This is a genomic window from Pseudoalteromonas luteoviolacea S2607 (assembly GCF_001625575.1).
GTDB classification, from domain to species: Bacteria; Pseudomonadota; Gammaproteobacteria; order Enterobacterales; family Alteromonadaceae; genus Pseudoalteromonas; species Pseudoalteromonas luteoviolacea_E.
In genome coordinates, this window is sequence record NZ_AUXV01000056.1 from 185,642 (window position 1) to 205,515 (window position 19,874).

Below are 19,874 nucleotides of genomic sequence, written 5' to 3' on the forward strand. Positions count from 1 at the left end.
GCGTGTTTACGTGTTAGAACAATTACCTTAAAATTATTAGAAGAGGTTAGAAGAAGAAAAAGCGAAGTTATGAATTGCATTACAATCCCCCCCCCTCAGAATCAAATTGCTGCTGTTATACTTATTTTCCCTGCCAGTTCAAGCAGAAACACAGCAACCGAACAGCATGTACAAAGTTAAGCATATCTTGCTAAACAACCAAAATGGCATTTCAGGAATTGCTAACCCAAGGGACATTGTCTTATCAGAAGACCATGAGAAGATTTTTGTAGCAAGTGGCGACAACGATGCGTTGACAATTCTAAATGCAGACAACTTAATGAATTTGCCTTTTTCTCAGAGCTTTTCTGAGAAAAGCTTTCCTGACTTGAAGTTAAAAGGTGCTTCAAGTGTGGTGTACTCTCCCAAACATAACACTGTTTATACCACTTCATTTTATAGTGGTTCTCTGACTTCGTTTGCGACTAAAGGTAAATCTGAATTCTACCCAATAAGCACGCTGTCAGATAATATCGACTTTAAAACCGCATTTGGTGATTACACTAAAATAAAGCAGCAAGATTCATTGGGCCTAATTGGCGCTTGGAGCGCAATACTGTCAAACGACGAAAATTATATTCTAACAGCAAGCTATCAAAGTGATGCCATATCTCGATTTCAAATCGATCCGGATGGTAAACTCTCGTTTAAGGGGAAATTGTTACCAGAGCATAACTGGGGTAGACCCACATCGATAGAAAAAACAAAAGATGGTCAAACTTTGTTTGTTGCAGGGTTTGAAAATAATCAAATATCGGTATTAAAAAAAGCAGCCAATCAGGAATATCAACTAAAGCAAATTCTCTCCCATCCCACATTATTAGGCCCTCAAAAGTTAGTCACATCAAGCACAGGTCAGTTTTTATTCGCCGCGGGGGCAAAAAGTAATTCACTAGTTGTCTTTAAAAAAGGTTCGCTGGGCAACTATTTACATCACCAAAGTATTGATAGTCAGCAATTACCGTCTGGCGGATTGAATGGAGCTTGCTGTATCGCATTGACTAAAAATGAGAACGCCGTTTATGTGAGTGGTGAAATGGACAATGGTCTATTAGTTTTTGATATTAACCAACATACTCAACAGCTAACTTTTAATCGCAAAGTTGAATCTGTAGGTGGGGTTGATATTAGTAAGGTATCTGTTTTGAGAGTAGCTGACAGTGGCAAATATCTATTTATTGGTACGGGAAAAAACAACACAATTGTAGTGCTACAAATTAAGAGTGCACTATGATTTAGGTTGAGATTGTTGTAACCACGCGCCTACTAAATGAACAAGCTCACCAGGCTGTTCTATTGGCAGCATATGACCATCCCCTTCTCTGATAACTAAGTTAACAAAAGGACTATCAATCCCATTAGAAAACCAATTGTGATTGATAAGCGTGTCATTGCGGCTAAACCAAAATACTATTGGAATCTCAAGGGCAAGTAAATTTGCCTTTAGACAACGGCGCTGCGTAGTATAAGTATATTGGCTAATTAACTCATCTGTACCAAGGTCTCTATCCATCTCTTGAAGCAACGCGATCAAACTTGGTTTGCGGGATGTGCACTCTAGTAAAGATGCAGCCAGCTCTGCACTTAGACCTCGGTACCCAAAATTTTGGATAAACGCTAACACTTGCTTTCTTTGTTGTAACTCTTTCTCTGGTAATGTTGTAGGACTGTTAGATACTACAAATAGCTTCCTCACTTTAGTGGGAAATAACACGCTAAAGTAGGCCGCGATGTACCCCCCTAAAGAAAAACCTAAGAGATTAATTTTTTGTTCCCCAATGATTTCGTTTAACTGGATGCAGATTTCATCAAACGTCATATTTTTAGGGATCCCTAAATGTTCTAACTGGATATTGGGGCCTAGTTTAGTTTTTGCTAAATGCCAAATCTTCTCGTTACACATGGTCCCTGCAATTACATATACCTTTACGTTGTTCATACTTTGCCCATGCTCCTTCACCTTCACCTTGATTCACTTAGCTGTGTTATAACTACTTCTATTTGATTCTAGCCTTGTTGTTATAGACTTTATATACCCTCTACTAAATAGCACAACAGGTATGATAATCGTTGTTGTAAACAAAGCCGCAATTGTATTAAATGACGAATTATAAAAAAGCTGTAAAAGCAAAGTCCCCGTTAATGCTAAAGCAAAAACCAAATTCAATACTAATAGTACTTCGGGGGTTAACAGCCCTTTTTTGACATTTATTTTTGACACCTCGAAAGACAACTCAATGTTCGTAAGTCTAAATATCCAATACTGAGAATAAAAGATTAAAAATATACAAACTGTTCTTACAACGAGCGAAAGCGTACTCCCGTCAAGCACTAAAAAGTAAAACAAAGACACAAAGGGAAGGCACCATAATAATAACCAAACTAAAGAAATATCTCTTTCCTGTACATGGAAAATATAAGTGGCGCTTAGAGGTGCTAGGAAGAAGAGTGAAGATTGTAAAATGACATCTGCGTATGGGGGTATACTGAAAGGCAGGGTGACGTTCGGTAGATTTAATAGCTGGCCAAAGGGTCCAATAATTACAGTCCAATAAATTGCCAATTCGAGTGTGGACTTTAAAGTGATATTTTGTTGGATAGTTAGGTAAGAGATCGTGATGAAAAACGCTAAAACAATGCTTAGAAAGTAACACATCATTACTATGTCGATTGTCAAAATACACTCCTTCTTCAATCATAGAGGCTGGCAGCATTTGGCTTTACCGTATGGTTGGTTTCACTAAATGACTCGCTAGTTTTGAGGTATTTATACCCTATTCACTTACGGTTATGCATAGTAGAACTTAACCTTTGTAGCAAATTACGAGCTGTTTGAACAGTCGATACACCAACCTAACACGGCATCTTCTAGACTCAGATCAAAAAAAACTTTAAAAATATCAGAAAATTATAAATTCATTTTTTACATTAATGACCATAACAAAAACCTTTATCTATCATTTTACAAATTAATCACTTTTATGACTGCTTAAAGAATAAGCACAAATTTATTATTACCCAACAATTCCTAGTTAAAGCCAAAAGTTCTAAATTACTATGAACCATAAAAAATAATAATATTTACAACCCTCTATCAAACAAACGTAAAGTTAATAATAATCCCTCATTACATTACTGAAATATAAAAATACAAAATATTGAAATTAATTATTCTATAAAAGAAACGGCATGCACTTGCATTAAGAGAAACAATCTTGATTTAAATAAATTTCTATAGGGTTTACAGATTCAGATTTAGTCGCTAGCTTAATTTGCATTCAGTTTTAAGCACTATTTAACTCTGCCAAATGACGACTTATAAAAACTACGTCAATTTGTTTTTATTTAAATATGGTCGGGTATTTTGATAGAGAAAGCCGCTTAGCTGAAGTTAATTCTTGATATGAATTTATTCATCAAGAATTAGAAATCACTCATGTGAAATACATAAAAAATTGGGGCTACCCCCCTACTTGTTATCAAAGGAGTTAACAATGAAATTTAAACTACTCGCAGCGCTAACAACTGGATTTATAGCTAATTCTGTGTACGCTCAGACTGTCGTCAATGATTTAGACGGCTATAACAGAGCGTCTGCCTACGCTAACGGGGCAGTTGATCGTATCGTTACTGATTCGTTTAATGCCCGTACATTTAACGCGTGGATTTACTTTAGAGAAGGTGGCTCTGAATGTACGAGTGGCTATATTTACGACGAAATCACTGGCCAGCAATACGGTACTGTTAAATTTGGTACAGGCGGGCCTGGCGCGAGTATGGTTGATACTGTGTACTTCAATGGTACTTTTAACGACGAGCAATTGCAGCGCAATCGCGTATTGGCATTAAGCTGTCAAAACCTACAGGGCGAACAGTTCAAGGTTTACCATAAGTTTTCTGGCTTACCGGCAATCACTTGGGACACGAGTCTAGTTGGTGTAGGTGAATATAAGATGCCAGATTGTACAGGGTCAAGTTCGCACTGTGGTGGCCGTGGCTGGTATGAGCAGGTAAGTTACACATCGTCTCTGCACGTAAACAATAAAAATGAAGACACATATTGTACAGCAACAATGAACGAGGGGTTTACCTCTCGAGTTTTCAATGGTTATGACAGTACTCCGCTTTTCCACACAAATCACTTTGCGCTTGAAAACGAAGTATATAACTTTAATGGACCGGCATTCAGACAAACTGTCACGTGCCACAGTCCTGTAGGTCAAACTCAACGGACTCAAGTTTGGGTTGTTTCTGGCGAGAATGATATCAACTTAGAAGTTGATTACACCGTTTATAAATAGACCTTAATTTCTGATAAAGCGCTTATATAAGCACTTTAATAATCGAGTCTCTTTTGCCCGGTTACTCGCACTACTCAATTCGTGTAAATCTTAAGTATGGTAAATATTCTACTTAATTTAGTATCAGGAATTGATCAAAAAAGGCACCTTACCGGTGCCTTTTATTAGCCGATATTCTATTACTTAGTATACCCGCGTGGCATATTTGAATCTGTTGTATAACGCTCACGTAGTTTATCATGACGCGATTCTGTTGTTACAGGCTCACCATTAATCCAAACCTTGTCAATGCGTGTGCTGAATTCAAACGGGTCAGCTGTCCAAAGGACGACGTCTGCACGTGATCCTGCAGCGATTTTGCCACCTTCAATGCCAAACGCATCTGCAACGTTAGAAGTCATTGCTTTTAGCGCGCCGTCATGTGTCATACCATTTGCTACAGCAATACCGGCATCAAAACGCATTTGATATACATTGTGACTACCATCGCCAGCAACATTCAGAATAACCTTAACACCAGCTTTTTCTAATTCACCGGCGTTACCTAGATGGGCATGCAGCGCGTCAAAGCCAGATGGTAGGTTAGAAACAGCACTGACAATAACAGGCACTTCTGCTTTTGCTAATTGCTCTTTTACAAGCACAGCATCATCGCCACCGCTAATGATCAGGTTCAAACCGTACTGCTCTTTAAGCGCGGCTAACTCAAGAAGTTGTGAAGCTCTTGATGCATACGCAACAACTGGAAGCTCCCCTCTCAGTACTTGCGTTAATAACTTCTCTTCTGACGAAGGGTCTTTATCTTTTTTCTTGTCTTTCTTCGAAGTTAGCTTTTTCTTTTGGTCAGCCAACTTCTTAACAAAAGATTGCATAGCAGAACCACGTGATGCATCACCACTAACCGCGCCTAAATCAACTATCAAAGCTGTTTTTCGGTCGGTTACACTGTCAAATTCGCCAGATAGATCAGCAACGAATGCTAAACCCATAAACACACCGCTTTCACCCCAAGGCAAAGAAGGCACACTGATATTTTGTGTAATACCACCTTTTCTTGCATAAGGGATTAAGCTGGAACGAGGATTAAAAGCTGAGCTCGGATCAAATTCGATACCTGATTTATCGTACGCATCTACAGAGCGAGAAACTGCACCAACCTCTACAAGCCCAAGGTGGTTCATCGAACCAATTAACCCTGGTGTCAACACTTTACCACTTGCATCAACAGTAATGTCCGCATTGACTGATTTTGGGTTTATCGCCTTAATTTTACCATTTTCGATAACAACCGTTGCATTCTCTAACACGCCCTGACTTGTTTGTGTGTGCACGGTCGCATTGGTAATTGCAGTGATTTGAGCAAATGCCGCCGAAGAGCTAAGCAATGCACCAGTTAATATAGATAATTTAAACTTGTTCATTGTCACTCCCCTAGCGCTGACCTAACATAAAATCACTAACTGCTTGGTATTTACTGTCGTGACGATCGTATACTTTCGCGCCGTCAATAAATACTTTTTCAGCTTTCGAGTAAACGCTAAATGGACTTTGGTCCCAAATAACAACGTCAGCTTGTTTGCCAGCAGCGATAGAACCTGTCAGCTCTTCGACACCTAACGATTTAGCAGCATTATAAGTTATCCACTTAATCGCATGCTCTTCTTTGATGTCAAAACCGACTTCATTTGCTGAGTACATTACTTTCGCAGCCTCATGATTTAAGCGCTGAATCGTCGTATCAGAGTCTGAATGGATAACTGCACATGAATTCTTAGCAGCATCAACAATTGCCACGTTTTCTAATGACATGTCGTAAGCTTCCATTTTGAAGCCCCACCAATCTGGCCACAGTGCAGCACAGTTGCCATTTTCACCTAATAGATCAGCGATCTTATAAGCCTCAACGCCATGATGGAATGTACCTGCATGATAGCCAAACTCTTTAGATAAGTCGATCATCATAGCCATTTCCTCTGCTTTATAGCAGTGGTTATGAATTAAAATTTCACCATCTAAAACACCGCGCAGAGTATCCAACTTGATGTCACGATGTGGAGCATCTGGGTTCAAACCAGCTGCATATTCGGCTTCGTATTGCTCCCACGCACGCTTATATTCAGACGCTTCAATCCAAGCTTCTCGATAACCTGCCATGTTACCCATACGTGTTTTTGGTGCAACACCTTGTCCACCATAGACACGTTTAGGGTTTTCACCACATGCCATTTTTAAACCATATGGCGCTTCTGGAAATTTCATACCTTGCATGGTTTCTGAAGGCACATTCTTCAACGTAACAGCACGACCACCAAACAAGTTCGCTGAACCTGGTAAAATTTGTAGTGACGTGATACCACCTTCTCGAGCACGATTAAAGCCCGGATCTTGCGGCCACACCGAATGCTCGACCCAAACTTGAGCGGTGTTTGGATTGATCATCTCATTACCATCTTGGTGAGACTCAACGCCTGGGCTAGGATAAGCACCAAGGTGTGAATGATTGTCAATGATACCAGGCGTGACCCATTTGCCAGCCGCATCAATTGTTGTATCTGCATTAACAGACAAGTCTTTGCCAACTTGGCTAATTTTACCATCAACAATATACACATCAGCATCATTAATTCTTTCGCCAGTACCAGTGAGTACTGTTGCATTCGTGATTAATGTACTTGAAGTAGAGTGAGGCTTGTAAGTACTTGGATAAGGGTTTTTCTCGATTGTGACTTTATCTTTTTGCGGGCCAGTATCTTGCTGGCAACCAAAAAGAGCTGTGCTTAGAGCAAGCACGATCACAGAGGGTTTAAATATATGCATTTTCTTCTCTCTGTAGTTTTTATGTGACTGTAGCTAAAATTCACATAAATTTCGATATAAAAGTCTCAAAACGCAATAAATTATGATGAATGACCATAAAATCGCTACACTGTTCAAAATTTATGTACAATTTTTAACTCACCAGCTGGTTTTTTAGACACACATTTACACACTCCGACACACTTTTGAAATGGGTTTTAATAAAAGCCTGAAAAGTTGGAAATGCCCTTCAAATAATTAGCTGCATAGATGTTAACCAAAAAATAATTTCTATTTCCCCCTATCATTTAGTAATAATTCCCTCGTTTTTTTGCTTATACAATTAACTAGTTAGATGCATAGATTACCGATGAAATAATTGCTTACATTCGCACAATTTTCAATTACAGCATTTTGATAATAAAACACCAATACTGAAGGTGAGTCGCACATAACACCCAGTTTGGAGAACGAAAATGAAAGCTATAATAACCGCTGTTGCACTAGTTGGACTTGCATCTACTGCCAATCAAGCAGAAGCCGTTGAATTTGTCGCTGCTGACGATAGCCTAGCCACACACCTTTGTTTGGCATTTGCGTCAAATCGCCCGCATGTAATGCTCGAAGAATTAAGAGGAAAACAATCTCTGAAAAAGAATATAGCGAATAAATTACACTGTAATGATATGGACTTAAGAGAGTTTGCTGAAACTTACAGCCTCACTCGTAACGCTAAATTCATGAATATTGAATTAGATACAAAGACTTCTATAAAAGATTTGTCTGCTCAGAAAAATGCACCTGCAACAGTCGTATTATCAGGTTCAAAATGATGATTCAGGTAAGTAAACCAAGAAGTAAGTGCGCATTCTACATGTCTTAAATGCGCACTTATTAGTTATACAAAACTCGCAATTAAGCCAAAAACGCCACCAAACACGCCGCCCCATACTACAAGCCAGCCCAAGTGTGTGTGTATCATATTCTGCACTATGTTTTTGACCATAACAGGCGTTAGTTCATTTAATCTCTCGTCTACTGCATGCTCAATGGCACTTCGAATGGACTCCAATGACTGGCCATTTGTCAATATACCTGACACCTTGTCTTTAAATTCAGGCTCTTCACTGATCTCTTTCAACGCTTCCCTCATTTTATCAGTAAACGTTTCTCTCATTGGCTCAATGGCTTCTTTGCCGCCCACCATTGCAAGCATCGCCCCAAATTGCGAGCCTTCGATAACTTGTACTAGCTTGTTAAACGCAATTGACAGGTCAGCATGTTCAATAACAGGGTTTAAGTCGATATCTATCTGGTTTTTAGAAGCAAAGCTTTGCAGTTTGTCTTGATTAAAAAACTCGTCCAAAATTAGTTCTTTAATCGCTACCTTAAACTCTTTAAATTTAATCGTGATAACGCCGGAGCCGTATAATCCAGGTACTTTTTCAAATAACATGTGTACAGCTAGCCAATTTGTAACTGCGCCTGACAATGCAAATAGGCCCATAGTTAAAATCAAGTCATTTTGACTTAACCAGCCACCCGCCACGAGTGCAGCTGCAAGTAAGTTTGTTAAGACACTTTTGTTCAATGTGGAATTCCAATACGATTCTAAAACTGCTGCTATTCTATTGAATTTAATTTTGCACTCAAGTATTTGTGTTATAGCCAAAATCGTCCATAGTTAAAAAATGGCGTTAAGACACCACCGGGCAGACTATGTGGAACCTTGTAAATCAATACATCAGTGATGCAATTCATGACCATTTTGAGTTTACTCGCAAAACACAACTGCCCTGCAGTGCTAAATCTAAAACTTTTAAGATAGAAAACGATAAGCACAGTTTTCTGGTAAAAGTTGACCAAGTATGCGCACTTGAACGCTATGAGTGTGAAGCGCAAAACCACACGCTTTTGATTAGAGACAGTGACTTTTTAGTCGCAGATCCCATCACTATAGGCTCAAGCCTTGAGTATTGTTTTATTGTTTTTGAGTGGCTAAACACACAGCCCGACCAAGAAAATTGGTATGAATGTGGTAGAACACTTGCCAAAATGCACGCTCGACATGAACAAGAAATGTTCGGCCTAGAACAAGACAATTACCTACTGGGCTTATCGCAACCTAACCAATGGCACAAGAAGTGGTCTATTTTTTTCGCAGAAGAGCGCATTGCTTGGCAGCTTCAGCTTCTTCAAGAAAAGAATATATCGTTGGTCGATATCGATCGGTTTGTCGAACAACTTAAACCCTTACTTAACCATCCACTGCAACCATCTTTACTACATGGATACTTTTGGCGAGGTAATATCGCGTTTTCCCATAAAAAGCCGTGCCTGTACTCTCCAGCATGTTATTACGGAGACAGAGAGGTCGATATTGCCAACAGTGAACTCTTTGCGGCCTTACCTGAGGCTTTCTACACCGGTTACTCGGACACTTACCCGCTTGAGCACAGCTATCAGCAACGTAAAGGTATTTATCAGCTGTACACGCTTTTATGCCATGCCAACTTGTTTGCTGGGGACTATATATTACAGTCTCAAAAGCAAATTGAGGCAATTTTAAAATAGCTGAAACACAGCGGTAATAATTGCAATAACTGCTATAATAGAGAAAGGAATGACAGAGCGGTTGTTGGAGTAAAACCATGAAACAGCTGTATCACCAACGTATAAGTTGCCCTCACTGTGGTCACCACATTTTTGTAGATTTGGATACCAGTGAAGGCGATCAAGATTATTACGAAGATTGCGCAGCATGCTGCAACCCAATTCATCTAAATATGCATATTGATGAAGCAATCAACAAATTGGAATTACGAATCGACAGTGATGACGAGCAAATCTTTTAATCAATCGGGTTTAGCGTGTTTTTTCTCAAGTAATGTTCTACGGTGTTAACGATTGTGTAGGTTTGCTGGTCAACTTCAATATTGAGTTTATCACCGTTTAAGGCACGCCCGATATTCGTAATCGACAGCGTCTCAGGGATCAGATGAAGCCAAAAGCCATCTTCTTCTACTTGACCTACAGTAAGGCTTGCACCATTTACAGCAATAAACCCTTTATAGAAGACGTATTTGGACCACTCTTTGGAAAGCAAAAGTTTAATTTTCACGTTTTCTGCTGTTCTCACAACCTGATCAACCGTTGCCATATCGTGAATGTGACCAGAGACAATATGCCCACCAAGCTCTGTACCAAATGTCACCGAACGTTCAAAGTTTACCTTATCACCACATTTTAAATTGCCCAGATTAGTCAGCTTTAACGACTCATCAATCACATCAAAGCTAACTTGACCAACTACATCTGATTGATTAATTTCAAATTGAACGACGGTTAAACAACAGCCATTGACAGCGATGCTTGCTCCAATCGTTAATTGCTGCAGGTATTCATTACCAACAGACAAAACCAAGCGCATCACGCCATCATTTAAAACTGCACTGACAACCGACGCTTGAGTTTGAACAATACCTGTAAACATGTTTTTTCCGAGAATAAGATTATGCGTTTAGTTTACCCTAACCTCGGTCAGCCTGAAACAATATGAAACAAGTTATTTCATAGATAAAAAGCAAAAACTTCAATAGAATACCTTTTTTGAGAATTCTGAGTTTTAATATGAAGTTTGAACTTTGGGAAGCCAAAAGACTTGTGCGATTGGCGACGCCAGTTTTTCTTGCTCAAGTTACATTGGTACTAATGTCTGTGGTTGACACAATGATGGCTGGTCAGGTAAGCCCGAGTGATTTAGCTGCACTGTCTATTGCTACCGGTGTAATGAACCCACTCATGTTTTCTTTACAGTCCATTTTGTTGGCTATTACCAGCCTTGTCGCACATAGTTACGGTGCTAAAGACCAATCCAGTATTAAGCGCTTTTTTCAACAGGGGTTATATTTAGCTGTCGCGCTCTCTACGCTCGGCTTTGTTGCTAGTTATTTTACGCCAGGCCTATTCGCGAGTATCGGCACGGAGCCGCACATAGCTCAACTTGCACAAGATTACATTGATTACGTCAAGTACGGTCTAGTGGCCTTTTTAGTGTTTTCAGTTTACAGAAATGTTATTGAGGGCATGGGTAACACCAAAGTGGCATTTTACATTGGCGTACTAGGCCTGTGCATTAATGTTGTAGCCAATTATATCTTTATTTATGGCAAGCTAGGCATGCCAGCGCTTGGTGGGGCCGGCTGTGGTGTAGCGACAAGTATTGTGATTTGGACGATGGCCATTACTCAAATTTGCTATAGCCTCAAAAGCAAGACGATTAAAGGTAAGTGGCTATTAAGTGACTTTATGAGACCTCATAAAGAAACACTACTACAAATATTTAAATTGGGTTTGCCAATCTCATTCGCAACTTTTTTTGAAGTGACCTTATTTGCATGTATCCCGCTATTCATAGCTGATTTAGGTGCTGTTGCTGTATCAGGTCACCAGGTTGCAGCAAGCGTAACCATGATATTGTTCATGCTCCCGCTAAGTTTATCTATGGCGATAGGAATCAGAATAGGTAACATTAGCGGCCAAAATGATGTGCCTAAATTAGTCAACAGTACATTTACCAGTTTTATGCTTGCGATTATTGTCGCGGCAATCGTTGCGCTAGGCACATACATCGTTAGAGATGATATAAGTTGGTTATATACTCAAGAAAAAGAGGTTGCTCTACTCGCCTCAAGTATTATTGTGCTCGCCTGTGTTTACCAGTTACCAGATGCGCTTCAGGTTTCAGCAAATGGTGTGTTACGTGGACTTAGATATACTAAACCAATCACTGGCGTTACCTTTTTCTCTTATTGGATAATCGGTTTTTCGCTGGGTTACGTATTAGCAAAGACAGACTTTATAGTACCAGCGATGGGCCCGACTGGTTTTTGGATTGGCATAATTGTAGGATTGTCCGTAGCAGCAGTTCTGCTGATATATTTTGTGAGGAGAAAACTCATTGAAATGCAAACTGCTAATAGCGCTTAGTTTGTCGCTGCTAGGGTGCTCACCGGCCCCTAGCGATGTTAATCAACAATACAGTGTACGCCTAGCAAATGTACTTGACGTCAGTAAAGCTGTTATTAAAAAGCCTAAAGCCTTGTCATTGACGGCAACCGACACGCCAACTTCAAGCTACACGATTTCAGTCATTGACTTAGCAAAATTAGGTCACTGTCGTGTAGCAACACATATCGCCAACCATAACAATCAACTAGGAAAGCTCGCTAAACCCAGTGAGCGCTTTAAGTATAACGTTAACTTTATCCGTTACGCCCAAACCTGCATAAAGCACCAACAAACTGATAATGATGTCAAAGAGACCCTTTCTTTGGCACTGGCAGAAAAAAGAGCAAGCCTGCCAGCATCACTTGCACATGTGTTTACCAATGAAAAGGAGTTAACCAAACTCCTGTCACTAACTTTTGAAGAAGTGACATATGAGGTAAGCAATGGAGAAATAGCCGCCCAAGAAGCATTGTCTATTTTAGCGACACTTGCCAACACCTTAAACAACCCCAACCTGATTGAAGAAAACAAACTCACCAGCGCGTTGGAAAAATTGAATAATAACCCTTATGTACAATCCTTATTGACCAGCACACAGAAACAGATATTGTGGAACTCGAGTAGCACGCATTGGCTTTCACAGCTTTCATTAGAAAACGACATTTGCCCTGAGGGAAAAAATAAGAAAAAAGCGAAGGTGCTCAATAACGTATTTCAAAAATACTACATTCAGGAAATTCAGGCCTACCAATCAAAACTAGCGCAGCGTTTGCACACCCTAGAACCATACTTCGCAACTTTTACGGAAAAATTTGGTAAAGACGTCTACCCGAACCCAATTACCCCCTTGATAAATGATCTAAAGCTAACAGCTAAGCAACATGTATTTTGGTGGCAAACATTCTATAAAGTGTGCAAAGTAAAGCCATTGTGATCAAAAAAAACTCAGACAAACAAAAATTTAGCAAAGATACTTGATCCTAAGTTCAGAGCACTATATATTAGCCGCCGTTGCACAGAAACACTGTGCACTAGTACGACCGTAGCTCAGTTGGTTAGAGCACCACCTTGACATGGTGGGGGTCGGTGGTTCGAATCCACTCGGTCGTACCAATTTAACAAATTTAGGTTACAGATATAATACGACCGTAGCTCAGTTGGTTAGAGCACTACCTTGACATGGTAGGGGTCGGTGGTTCGAATCCACTCGGTCGTACCAACCTAATGATGTTAAAAAAATTATACGACCGTAGCTCAGTTGGTTAGAGCACCACCTTGACATGGTGGGGGTCGGTGGTTCGAATCCACTCGGTCGTACCAATTTATCCTATACAACCGTAGCTCAGTTGGTTAGAGCACTACCTTGACATGGTAGGGGTCGGTGGTTCGAATCCACTCGGTTGTACCACTCCTTCTATTTCAATTTCGTTTCTTTTTCTTAAAAGCCCAGCTTATTTTTCTTTCCGCGGTAATAGTTTGTAATACCTTTTTATACTCAATCCACTAGGATCGTATATTAGATATTTCCCCCCATAAAAGCGAAGGAAACAAAATAATGACTACCCCAAACCTTAGCCCTAGCGATACAATCAAAGCTATCGAAATTACAAGTTTTATACATGCTGTTGAACGTAAAAGACTAGGCAGCTTATTTGCCGATCTAAATGACCAAGCCTCGTCTTTACAATCACAAAATGGAGCACTCTCAGCCGAAGGCGCTGCAAACAATATGCGTGATCTGAATGCTTTGCTTTCAACAGCAGCTGGTGTTGCACTTGCCAACTTTATTGAATCGGGTGACACACAATATTTAAAGGCGCTTGAAAACCTCGATAATCAGAGCAAAGTCGCTATGAAGCACTTTATTGTGTTATATAATGCAGTAAGTAGCTCCAAATAAACTTCTTACGCTAATTCCATAAACAGATAATTCACAAACGCGCTTTACGTGTTATAAAGGTACAGCCTATATCACTGTGAAGCGCCCAACATAATCTAGTTGATCATTAACTTAGCTAAGGATACATTGTTACCTATACCTGATTGAAATTCCTCACGTATTCCATGGCTTTATATACGCTTAGCGACAAAATAATCACAATAAACGCATTCTTAAACGAACAGGAATGCCTAGATTTCATTGCACAAGCTGAACAGATAGGGTTCAGTTCAGCGGATGTAGCTATCGGTAGTAAACGCGTCGTTATAGAGGGTATTCGCAATAATGCCCGTGTCGATTGGCTATCAACCAGCCTTGCAAGCATATGGTGGGGGAAACTCAAGCATCTGAACTTACCGAAAATAGATAATAAATATCCAATTGGGCTGTCGCCACGGTTTAGATTTTACCGTTACCAAGCTGGCCAGAAATTTAACATGCACAAAGATGGTAGGCAGCTCGTTGACGGACATCAAACCATGATGACACTACTAGTCTACTTAAACGAAGATTATGAAGGTGGCAGTACAAAGTTCAGACAAGACAATATTGAAATACCCCCTCAAACTGGTAAAGCACTTATATTTGAACACCACAAATGGCATCAGGGCACAAAAGTCATAACAGGTCGCAAATACGTGTTAAGGACAGATCTAGTTTACAGGAGTTAAAACAGAACCAACCTAAGTCGTTGGCTCTGTTTGCTTGCAGCGATTAATTTTAATCCGTCTGGCTAAACGCCTAACAAGCTATTTAAAGCTGGGTGCACTTGCATCTTAGCTTTTTCTTCGGAATATGGTGTTACAGCCAGTAGCGGGCAATTAAGCCTTTGTTTAAGTGTCTCTAAATTAGCATCATATTCAGCCATATTTGGGTCGATTTGATTGGCAACCCACCCTACACACTTGGCTCCAGTCGCTTCAATTGCTTGAAGCGTTAAAAATGCATGATTTAAACAACCCAGCTTCATACCTACCACCAAAATGACTGGTAGGTTTTGCTCTGCAACCCAAGTCGACAAAAACTCATCGTCATTAATTGGCAGCGCCCAGCCACCAGCCCCCTCAACGAGGGTGAACTCAGCCCCTAGCGTAGAGACGTCGGCGAGTTTATTCGTTAAATCTTGTTTTGAGATATGTACGCCAGCTCTGCTTGCTGCAATATGTGGGGCAATTGGCGGTTTAAAACAAAATGGATTTATTTGCTCGTATTTACCATGGACATTTGCGGCTTCCATCAAGGTCAATGCATCTTCATTAACCAACTCTCCAAATGCCTCTTCTGCTCCCGCAGCAATTGGCTTAAATCCAAGCGCTTTTTTCTTTTTTGATACTAAGTATTTGAGTAGTAAGCTGGTTACATAAGTTTTGCCAACTTCAGTATCCGTTCCCGTTATAAAAAACTGACTCATTATTTTGTTAACTCCAAAAATGCGACTTCATAGCTTACGTAGGCGCAACCGTCCGTAATTGGGTAAGAATCTAACAGTGCTTGATAGCTTTTTTTACCTACCAATCCCCTTCGATTCTCGGTGCTATTAAGTTGATTCGCACCAATGTTTTTTACTGATTTCATTGCTGCTTTTGGTGTATCAAACATATCCACTAAACATCGTTTGCTAACCGAGCGGATGCCAAAACCAGCCGCTCTTGCTGCTGCCAGTAGGCTTTCAAAATCTATAAACTTATTCACATGACAGTGCTCATCGACTCCCTGCCAAGCCGTTGCAATTTCCCTAAGAGATCCATCGACTACAATCGAAAGGTGCGCCCTGCCCCCCGACTTTAAGATGCCATGTAGCTTCGTTAGCAGCTTGGGCAAGTCGCCACTCCACTGCATCGCAAAGTTACTAAAAATACAGTCGAAAGAATTTGCCAAGAAAGGGAGGTTATCCATATCAGCACATACTTTATATGCACCTTGTGGCCCTTGATTAAGCATACTTTGGCTTAAATCTAGCGCAACTAAGATATCACTTTTTGTAGATAAAGTACTGTGATGTTGCATAGGGCCAGCACCGAGATCAAGCATCGCGTCATAGTTCTTATTCATACCCGACAGGAGAATTTCTGCTGACCGCTTTTGTACGTTTGCATGCTTCAAATATTGAGCAGATGCACGCGAAAACTTACTTGCAACTTGCACCTTAAGTGCTGCACTCATAATACATCCTCCAGACACCTAACCAAGTATTCGATGTCTTCTTTTTGGTGCGCAGCAGTCAGTGTGACACGTAACCTTGACGTATTGTGCGGCACAGTAGGTGGTCTAATAGCCGTGAGCCAAATGCCTTTAGTCGAGAGCTTTTTTTGTGCATCCAAGGTGTTTTCAGTACCACCCAAAATCACTGGTTGTATCGCACTATCAGACCCTTTAAGCGCAATGCCAGCATCTAAAGAGAGCTTTTTAAACAACTCGATGTTAGCTTTCAGGCTACTTCTTGCTTTGTGCGCATCACATAGGCGCGTTAACTGAGTCGATGCAATTTCTACCAACGCTGGCGAGATAGCAGTTGAATAAGTGTACTCGCGATTGCACTGTAACATGTATTCAATTACTCTTTTACTGGCTAATACCGCTGCACCTTGACAGCCCATCGCTTTGCCAAATGTAATGACTAAAATGTCGGGCTTTACCCCACTCTCAACAGAGCCAAAGCCATTTTCTCCACACACACCAAAGCTATGGGCATCATCAATCATCAGCCATGCTTTATGAGTCTGAGTAAGTTGATTAAGCGCGTCTAACGGTGCACCATCACCATCCATCGAAAATATGCCTTCACTGACAACAAGTTTGTTATCAGCATCGCTTTTTTCCAGCCTAGACCGCAAGTGCCCCATATCATTGTGATTAAAACGAACTAACTTAGCTTTACTATTTAAACTGCCATCAATCAGGCTCGCATGGTTCAATTTATCTTGAAACACAGCACTGCTTTGACCAACTTTTGCGTCATGAAACAATGCACTGATCACACTGAAATTAGCCGCAAAGCCACTCGCAAATAGCATCGCTCGCTCGAACCCTAAAAGTTCACACAATTTAGCTTCAAACAACCGATGTGTTCTTTGATATCCAGTTACCAAAGCTGAGCTTTTACTACCCGGGTTAAAAGTTGACGTTATAGCTAAATCGGCCAGTGCCAAGTAGTCATTACTCGCAAAGTTTAAATATTGGCTACCATCAACCTGAATATGCCTAGCAGAGGCCTTTTCAATGCAAACGCGCTGACGCAACAATGCGTCTTGCGCCTTTGCATAAAGCGCTTGATCTATATATTCAAACGCCATTTATTTTGCTTCGTAAAATAACTCAGATGTCGCTTTGTCAGCGATTGCTGAATTCAATGAAGCCTCATATGCTTCATCTGAATAGTCTTCACGTGTTTCTGGTTTCATGCCAAGCTTTTTAAGTAGGTTCATGTCAGCATCTGCTTCTGGGTTTTCAGTCGTCAGCAGTTTGTCGCCGTAGAATATAGAGTTAGCACCAGCAAAGAAACACATAGACTGCATTTGTTCATTCATCGCTGTACGTCCAGCTGACAGTCGAACATAACTCTCTGGCATCATAATACGTGCAACAGCAATCGTACGAATAAACTCAAAGTGATCTAAATCATCAACGTCTTCAAGCGGTGTACCTGCAACCTTAACCAACATGTTAATTGGTACACTTTCCGGCTGCTTTGGTAAGTTTGCCAATTGCATTAACAGACCATAACGGTCAGCTGCTTGTTCGCCCATACCAACAATACCGCCTGAACACACTTTCATTCCGGCGTCGCGTACATGGTCAATGGTATTTAATCGGTCTTGGTAAGTACGTGTTGTAATAATTTGCTCGTAGTACTCCGGAGATGTATCTAGGTTGTGGTTGTAGTAGTCTAAACCTGCTTCTCTTAACGCATGCGCCTTTTCATTGTCCAGTTTACCAAGTGTCATGCATGTTTCTAATCCAAGCGCACTTACTTCTTTAACCATTTTTTCAATGTAAGGCATATCACGGTCTTTTGGATCTGACCACGCGGCCCCCATACAAAAGCGAGTCGCGCCTTTTTCTTTTGCTAATTTAGCTTGATTAACGACTTTTTCAACTTCCATTAGTCGCTCTCTTTCTAGGTCTGTTTTATAGTGACCAGATTGCGGGCAGTATTTACAGTCTTCAGGACAAGCACCTGTTTTTATCGACAACAATGTTGAAATCTGGACTTCATTTTGTTTGAAGTTTTTACGATGTACACTTGCGGCGTAAAAAAGTAGATCGTTAAAAGGCATTTCAAATAATGCTTTTACTTCATTGTGTTTCCAATCGTGACGAACGATGCCATATTCCATAACTTATTCTCTTCTTTTCTGGTTCTTTTTTCGCCAGACAATTTGACGGTCATTGGCTTAGTCTACTTCTTGCTTTAATATTGTCAACGACACAGACTAGCAAAAGGTTTACAAGTGAACATTAATCAATCGATAGATTTAGATTTTGATAGAGAGCATATCTGGCATCCTTATACCTCGATGATAGATCCACTTCCTGTTTACCCAGTCACACACACAGATAAAAACAGGATTTTTTTAGAAACGGGTGAGTCATTAATCGATGGTATGGCGTCATGGTGGAGTGCCTTGCATGGCTACAATCATCCAAAGCTTGTTAAAGCAATGACCGAACAAGCAGCCACTATGAGCCATGTCATGTTTGGAGGTATTACCCATGGGCCCGCAGTAAACCTATGTAAAAAGCTAGTTGAATTAACACCCGCACCTTTACAAAAAGTATTTTTGGCAGATAGCGGATCAGTGAGTGTTGAAGTGGCTATAAAAATGGCATTGCAATTTTGGCTCAGTCAAGGCCAAAGTGGTAAAACTAAATTGATGACAGCCAAAAAGGGTTATCATGGAGATACCTTTGCTGCAATGAGCGTTTGCGACCCAGTTAACTCGATGCACAGCATGTATCAAGGGTTTTTACCTGAGCATATTTTTGTTGAGGCACCCTCTTCAGGCTTTAATCAAATACCGCAGAGCGCAGAGCTCGATGCATTAGAAAGCGCTTTTGAAACACATCATAATGAACTCGCAGCTTTTATTATCGAGCCAATCGTTCAAAACGCAGGAGGTATGAACTTTTATAGTGCAGATTACCTTAAAGCATTGAGAGAATTGTGCGACAAATATAATGTTTTGTTGATCTTGGACGAAATTGCAACCGGGTTTGGCCGCACTGGCAAAATGTTCGCATGTGAACATGCACAAATTTCACCCGATATATTATGTATAGGAAAGGCGCTCACTGGTGGCTGTATGACATTGTCAGCTACATTAACCACAGAAAAAGTTGCGCTTGGGATCAGCCAAGGTGAAGCCAAAGTACTGATGCATGGCCCAACTTTTATGGGTAACCCACTCGCGTGTGCCACTGCGCTTGCTAGCCTTCAGTTGTTGGAAGAAACCAATTGGCACGCAAATGTTCAAAGAATCAATCAAGCTATGTCTCACTTGCACCGCTGTTCAGAGCTGGATGAAGTAAAAGAGGTCCGTACGTTAGGCGCAATCGGAGTCGTTGAGTTAAAAGAAGCTGTAGACGTTGCAAAAATTCAAAAATTCTTTATACAAAAAGGTTTGTGGATCCGACCTTTTGGGAAGCTCATCTATATCATGCCCCCTTACATCACATCAGATGAAGACATAGAAAAATTAAGTGAAGGGATCTATCAAGCCATAGAACAAAAAGCGTATTAAAACTCAATTAGCCCAGTACATATACTGGGCTAACTGCCCCCACCTAAA

The 19,874-nt window shown here is 40.5% G+C and carries 19 protein-coding genes and 4 tRNA genes; 14 read left to right on the plus strand and 9 right to left on the minus strand.

Annotated elements, in window-relative coordinates; genetic code table 11:
• Positions 1–166: 166 nt before the first annotated feature.
• Positions 167–1,273 (plus strand): beta-propeller fold lactonase family protein, encoded by a 1,107-nt coding sequence (locus tag N480_RS17970; RefSeq protein ID WP_063373819.1) that lies wholly within the window; start codon positions 167–169, stop codon positions 1,271–1,273.
• On the opposite strand, the gene N480_RS17975 is transcribed toward N480_RS17970, so the two are convergent.
• On the minus strand, positions 1,268–1,978 hold the full coding sequence (locus N480_RS17975) for an alpha/beta fold hydrolase (RefSeq protein ID WP_063373820.1): 711 nt from the start codon (positions 1,976–1,978) through the stop codon (positions 1,268–1,270). The two genes, N480_RS17970 and N480_RS17975, sit on opposite strands and share 6 nt — an antisense overlap.
• A 1,555-nt stretch (positions 1,979–3,533) precedes the next feature.
• Here N480_RS17975 and N480_RS17985 point away from each other — a divergent pair.
• Positions 3,534–4,340, plus strand: coding sequence for a hypothetical protein (locus N480_RS17985; RefSeq protein WP_063373822.1), 807 nt, complete (start codon positions 3,534–3,536; stop codon positions 4,338–4,340).
• A gap of 179 nt (positions 4,341–4,519) precedes the next feature.
• Here N480_RS17985 and N480_RS17990 read toward each other — a convergent pair whose 3' ends face one another.
• A complete protein-coding gene (locus tag N480_RS17990; RefSeq protein WP_063373823.1) occupies positions 4,520–5,761 on the minus strand; it encodes an amidohydrolase family protein in 1,242 nt (413 codons plus the stop codon).
• A gap of 10 nt (positions 5,762–5,771) precedes the next feature.
• The gene (locus tag N480_RS17995) at positions 5,772–7,157 is read right to left on the minus strand and encodes an amidohydrolase (protein ID WP_063373824.1); all 1,386 of its coding nucleotides are present in this window, start codon (positions 7,155–7,157) and stop codon (positions 5,772–5,774) included.
• Between the two features lie 455 nt (positions 7,158–7,612).
• On the opposite strand from N480_RS17995, the gene N480_RS18000 reads away from it, so the two are divergent.
• Positions 7,613–7,969 (plus strand): DUF3718 domain-containing protein, encoded by a 357-nt coding sequence (locus N480_RS18000; RefSeq protein ID WP_063373825.1) that lies wholly within the window; start codon positions 7,613–7,615, stop codon positions 7,967–7,969.
• Between the two features lie 65 nt (positions 7,970–8,034).
• Here N480_RS18000 and N480_RS18005 read toward each other — a convergent pair whose 3' ends face one another.
• The gene (locus N480_RS18005; RefSeq protein ID WP_063373826.1) at positions 8,035–8,727 is read right to left on the minus strand and encodes a hypothetical protein; all 693 of its coding nucleotides are present in this window, start codon (positions 8,725–8,727) and stop codon (positions 8,035–8,037) included.
• A 128-nt stretch (positions 8,728–8,855) separates the two neighbouring features.
• Here N480_RS18005 and N480_RS18010 point away from each other — a divergent pair, with 128 nt between their 5' ends.
• Together N480_RS18010 and N480_RS18015 are read left to right on the plus strand one after the other, a co-directional pair.
• Positions 8,856–9,710, plus strand: coding sequence for a fructosamine kinase family protein (locus tag N480_RS18010; protein ID WP_063373827.1), 855 nt, complete (start codon positions 8,856–8,858; stop codon positions 9,708–9,710).
• Between the two features lie 77 nt (positions 9,711–9,787).
• A complete protein-coding gene (locus N480_RS18015; RefSeq protein ID WP_063357175.1) occupies positions 9,788–9,991 on the plus strand; it encodes a CPXCG motif-containing cysteine-rich protein in 204 nt (67 codons plus the stop codon).
• Here N480_RS18015 and N480_RS18020 read toward each other — a convergent pair.
• Positions 9,988–10,629 carry a riboflavin synthase gene (locus tag N480_RS18020; protein ID WP_063373828.1) on the minus strand — a complete coding sequence of 214 codons (642 nt, stop codon included), beginning with the start codon at positions 10,627–10,629 and terminating at the stop codon, positions 9,988–9,990. The two genes, N480_RS18015 and N480_RS18020, sit on opposite strands and share 4 nt — an antisense overlap.
• Positions 10,630–10,766: 137 nt before the next feature.
• On the opposite strand from N480_RS18020, the gene N480_RS18025 reads away from it, so the two are divergent.
• The 8 genes from N480_RS18025 to N480_RS18060 all read left to right on the plus strand — a co-directional run bounded on the left by N480_RS18025 (position 10,767) and on the right by N480_RS18060 (position 14,756).
• Complete coding sequence (locus tag N480_RS18025; RefSeq protein ID WP_063373829.1) at positions 10,767–12,125, plus strand: MATE family efflux transporter; 1,359 nt, start codon at positions 10,767–10,769, stop codon at positions 12,123–12,125.
• Positions 12,097–13,080 carry a DUF3080 family protein gene (locus tag N480_RS18030; protein WP_063373830.1) on the plus strand — a complete coding sequence of 328 codons (984 nt, stop codon included), beginning with the start codon at positions 12,097–12,099 and terminating at the stop codon, positions 13,078–13,080. Before N480_RS18025 ends, N480_RS18030 begins: the two co-directional genes overlap by 29 nt.
• 102 nt (positions 13,081–13,182) lie before the next feature.
• Positions 13,183–13,259: transfer RNA gene (locus N480_RS18035), tRNA-Val, on the plus strand.
• A 29-nt stretch (positions 13,260–13,288) separates the two neighbouring features.
• Positions 13,289–13,365: transfer RNA gene (locus tag N480_RS18040), tRNA-Val, on the plus strand.
• 24 nt (positions 13,366–13,389) lie between these two features.
• Positions 13,390–13,466, plus strand: a tRNA-Val gene (locus N480_RS18045).
• 11 nt (positions 13,467–13,477) lie between these two features.
• Positions 13,478–13,554 (plus strand) — tRNA-Val (locus N480_RS18050).
• A 147-nt stretch (positions 13,555–13,701) separates the two neighbouring features.
• Positions 13,702–14,046, plus strand: coding sequence for a hypothetical protein (locus N480_RS18055; RefSeq protein ID WP_063373831.1), 345 nt, complete (start codon positions 13,702–13,704; stop codon positions 14,044–14,046).
• Between the two features lie 164 nt (positions 14,047–14,210).
• Positions 14,211–14,756: a 2OG-Fe(II) oxygenase gene (locus N480_RS18060; protein WP_063373832.1), complete on the plus strand. Its 546-nt coding sequence runs from the start codon at positions 14,211–14,213 to the stop codon at positions 14,754–14,756.
• Between the two features lie 62 nt (positions 14,757–14,818).
• Here the strand turns inward: N480_RS18060 and bioD are convergent, their stop codons facing one another.
• From bioD to bioB, 4 genes are read right to left on the minus strand one after another with little or no spacing between them, the layout of a single operon-like run.
• Positions 14,819–15,496 carry a dethiobiotin synthase gene (bioD, locus tag N480_RS18065; protein ID WP_063373833.1) on the minus strand — a complete coding sequence of 226 codons (678 nt, stop codon included), beginning with the start codon at positions 15,494–15,496 and terminating at the stop codon, positions 14,819–14,821.
• A complete protein-coding gene (locus N480_RS18070; RefSeq protein WP_063373834.1) occupies positions 15,496–16,248 on the minus strand; it encodes a methyltransferase domain-containing protein in 753 nt (250 codons plus the stop codon). Before N480_RS18070 ends, bioD begins: the two co-directional genes overlap by 1 nt.
• Positions 16,245–17,378, minus strand: a complete 1,134-nt coding sequence (locus N480_RS18075; protein ID WP_063373835.1) for an aminotransferase class I/II-fold pyridoxal phosphate-dependent enzyme — start codon at positions 17,376–17,378, stop codon at positions 16,245–16,247. Before N480_RS18075 ends, N480_RS18070 begins: the two co-directional genes overlap by 4 nt.
• The gene (bioB, locus tag N480_RS18080; RefSeq protein WP_063373836.1) at positions 17,379–18,422 is read right to left on the minus strand and encodes a biotin synthase BioB; all 1,044 of its coding nucleotides are present in this window, start codon (positions 18,420–18,422) and stop codon (positions 17,379–17,381) included. It lies immediately after the preceding gene.
• 114 nt (positions 18,423–18,536) lie between these two features.
• On the opposite strand from bioB, the gene bioA reads away from it, so the two are divergent.
• Entirely contained in the window at positions 18,537–19,826 is a 1,290-nt protein-coding gene (bioA, locus tag N480_RS18085) for an adenosylmethionine--8-amino-7-oxononanoate transaminase (RefSeq protein ID WP_063373837.1), read from the plus strand.
• Positions 19,827–19,874 lie beyond the last annotated feature (48 nt).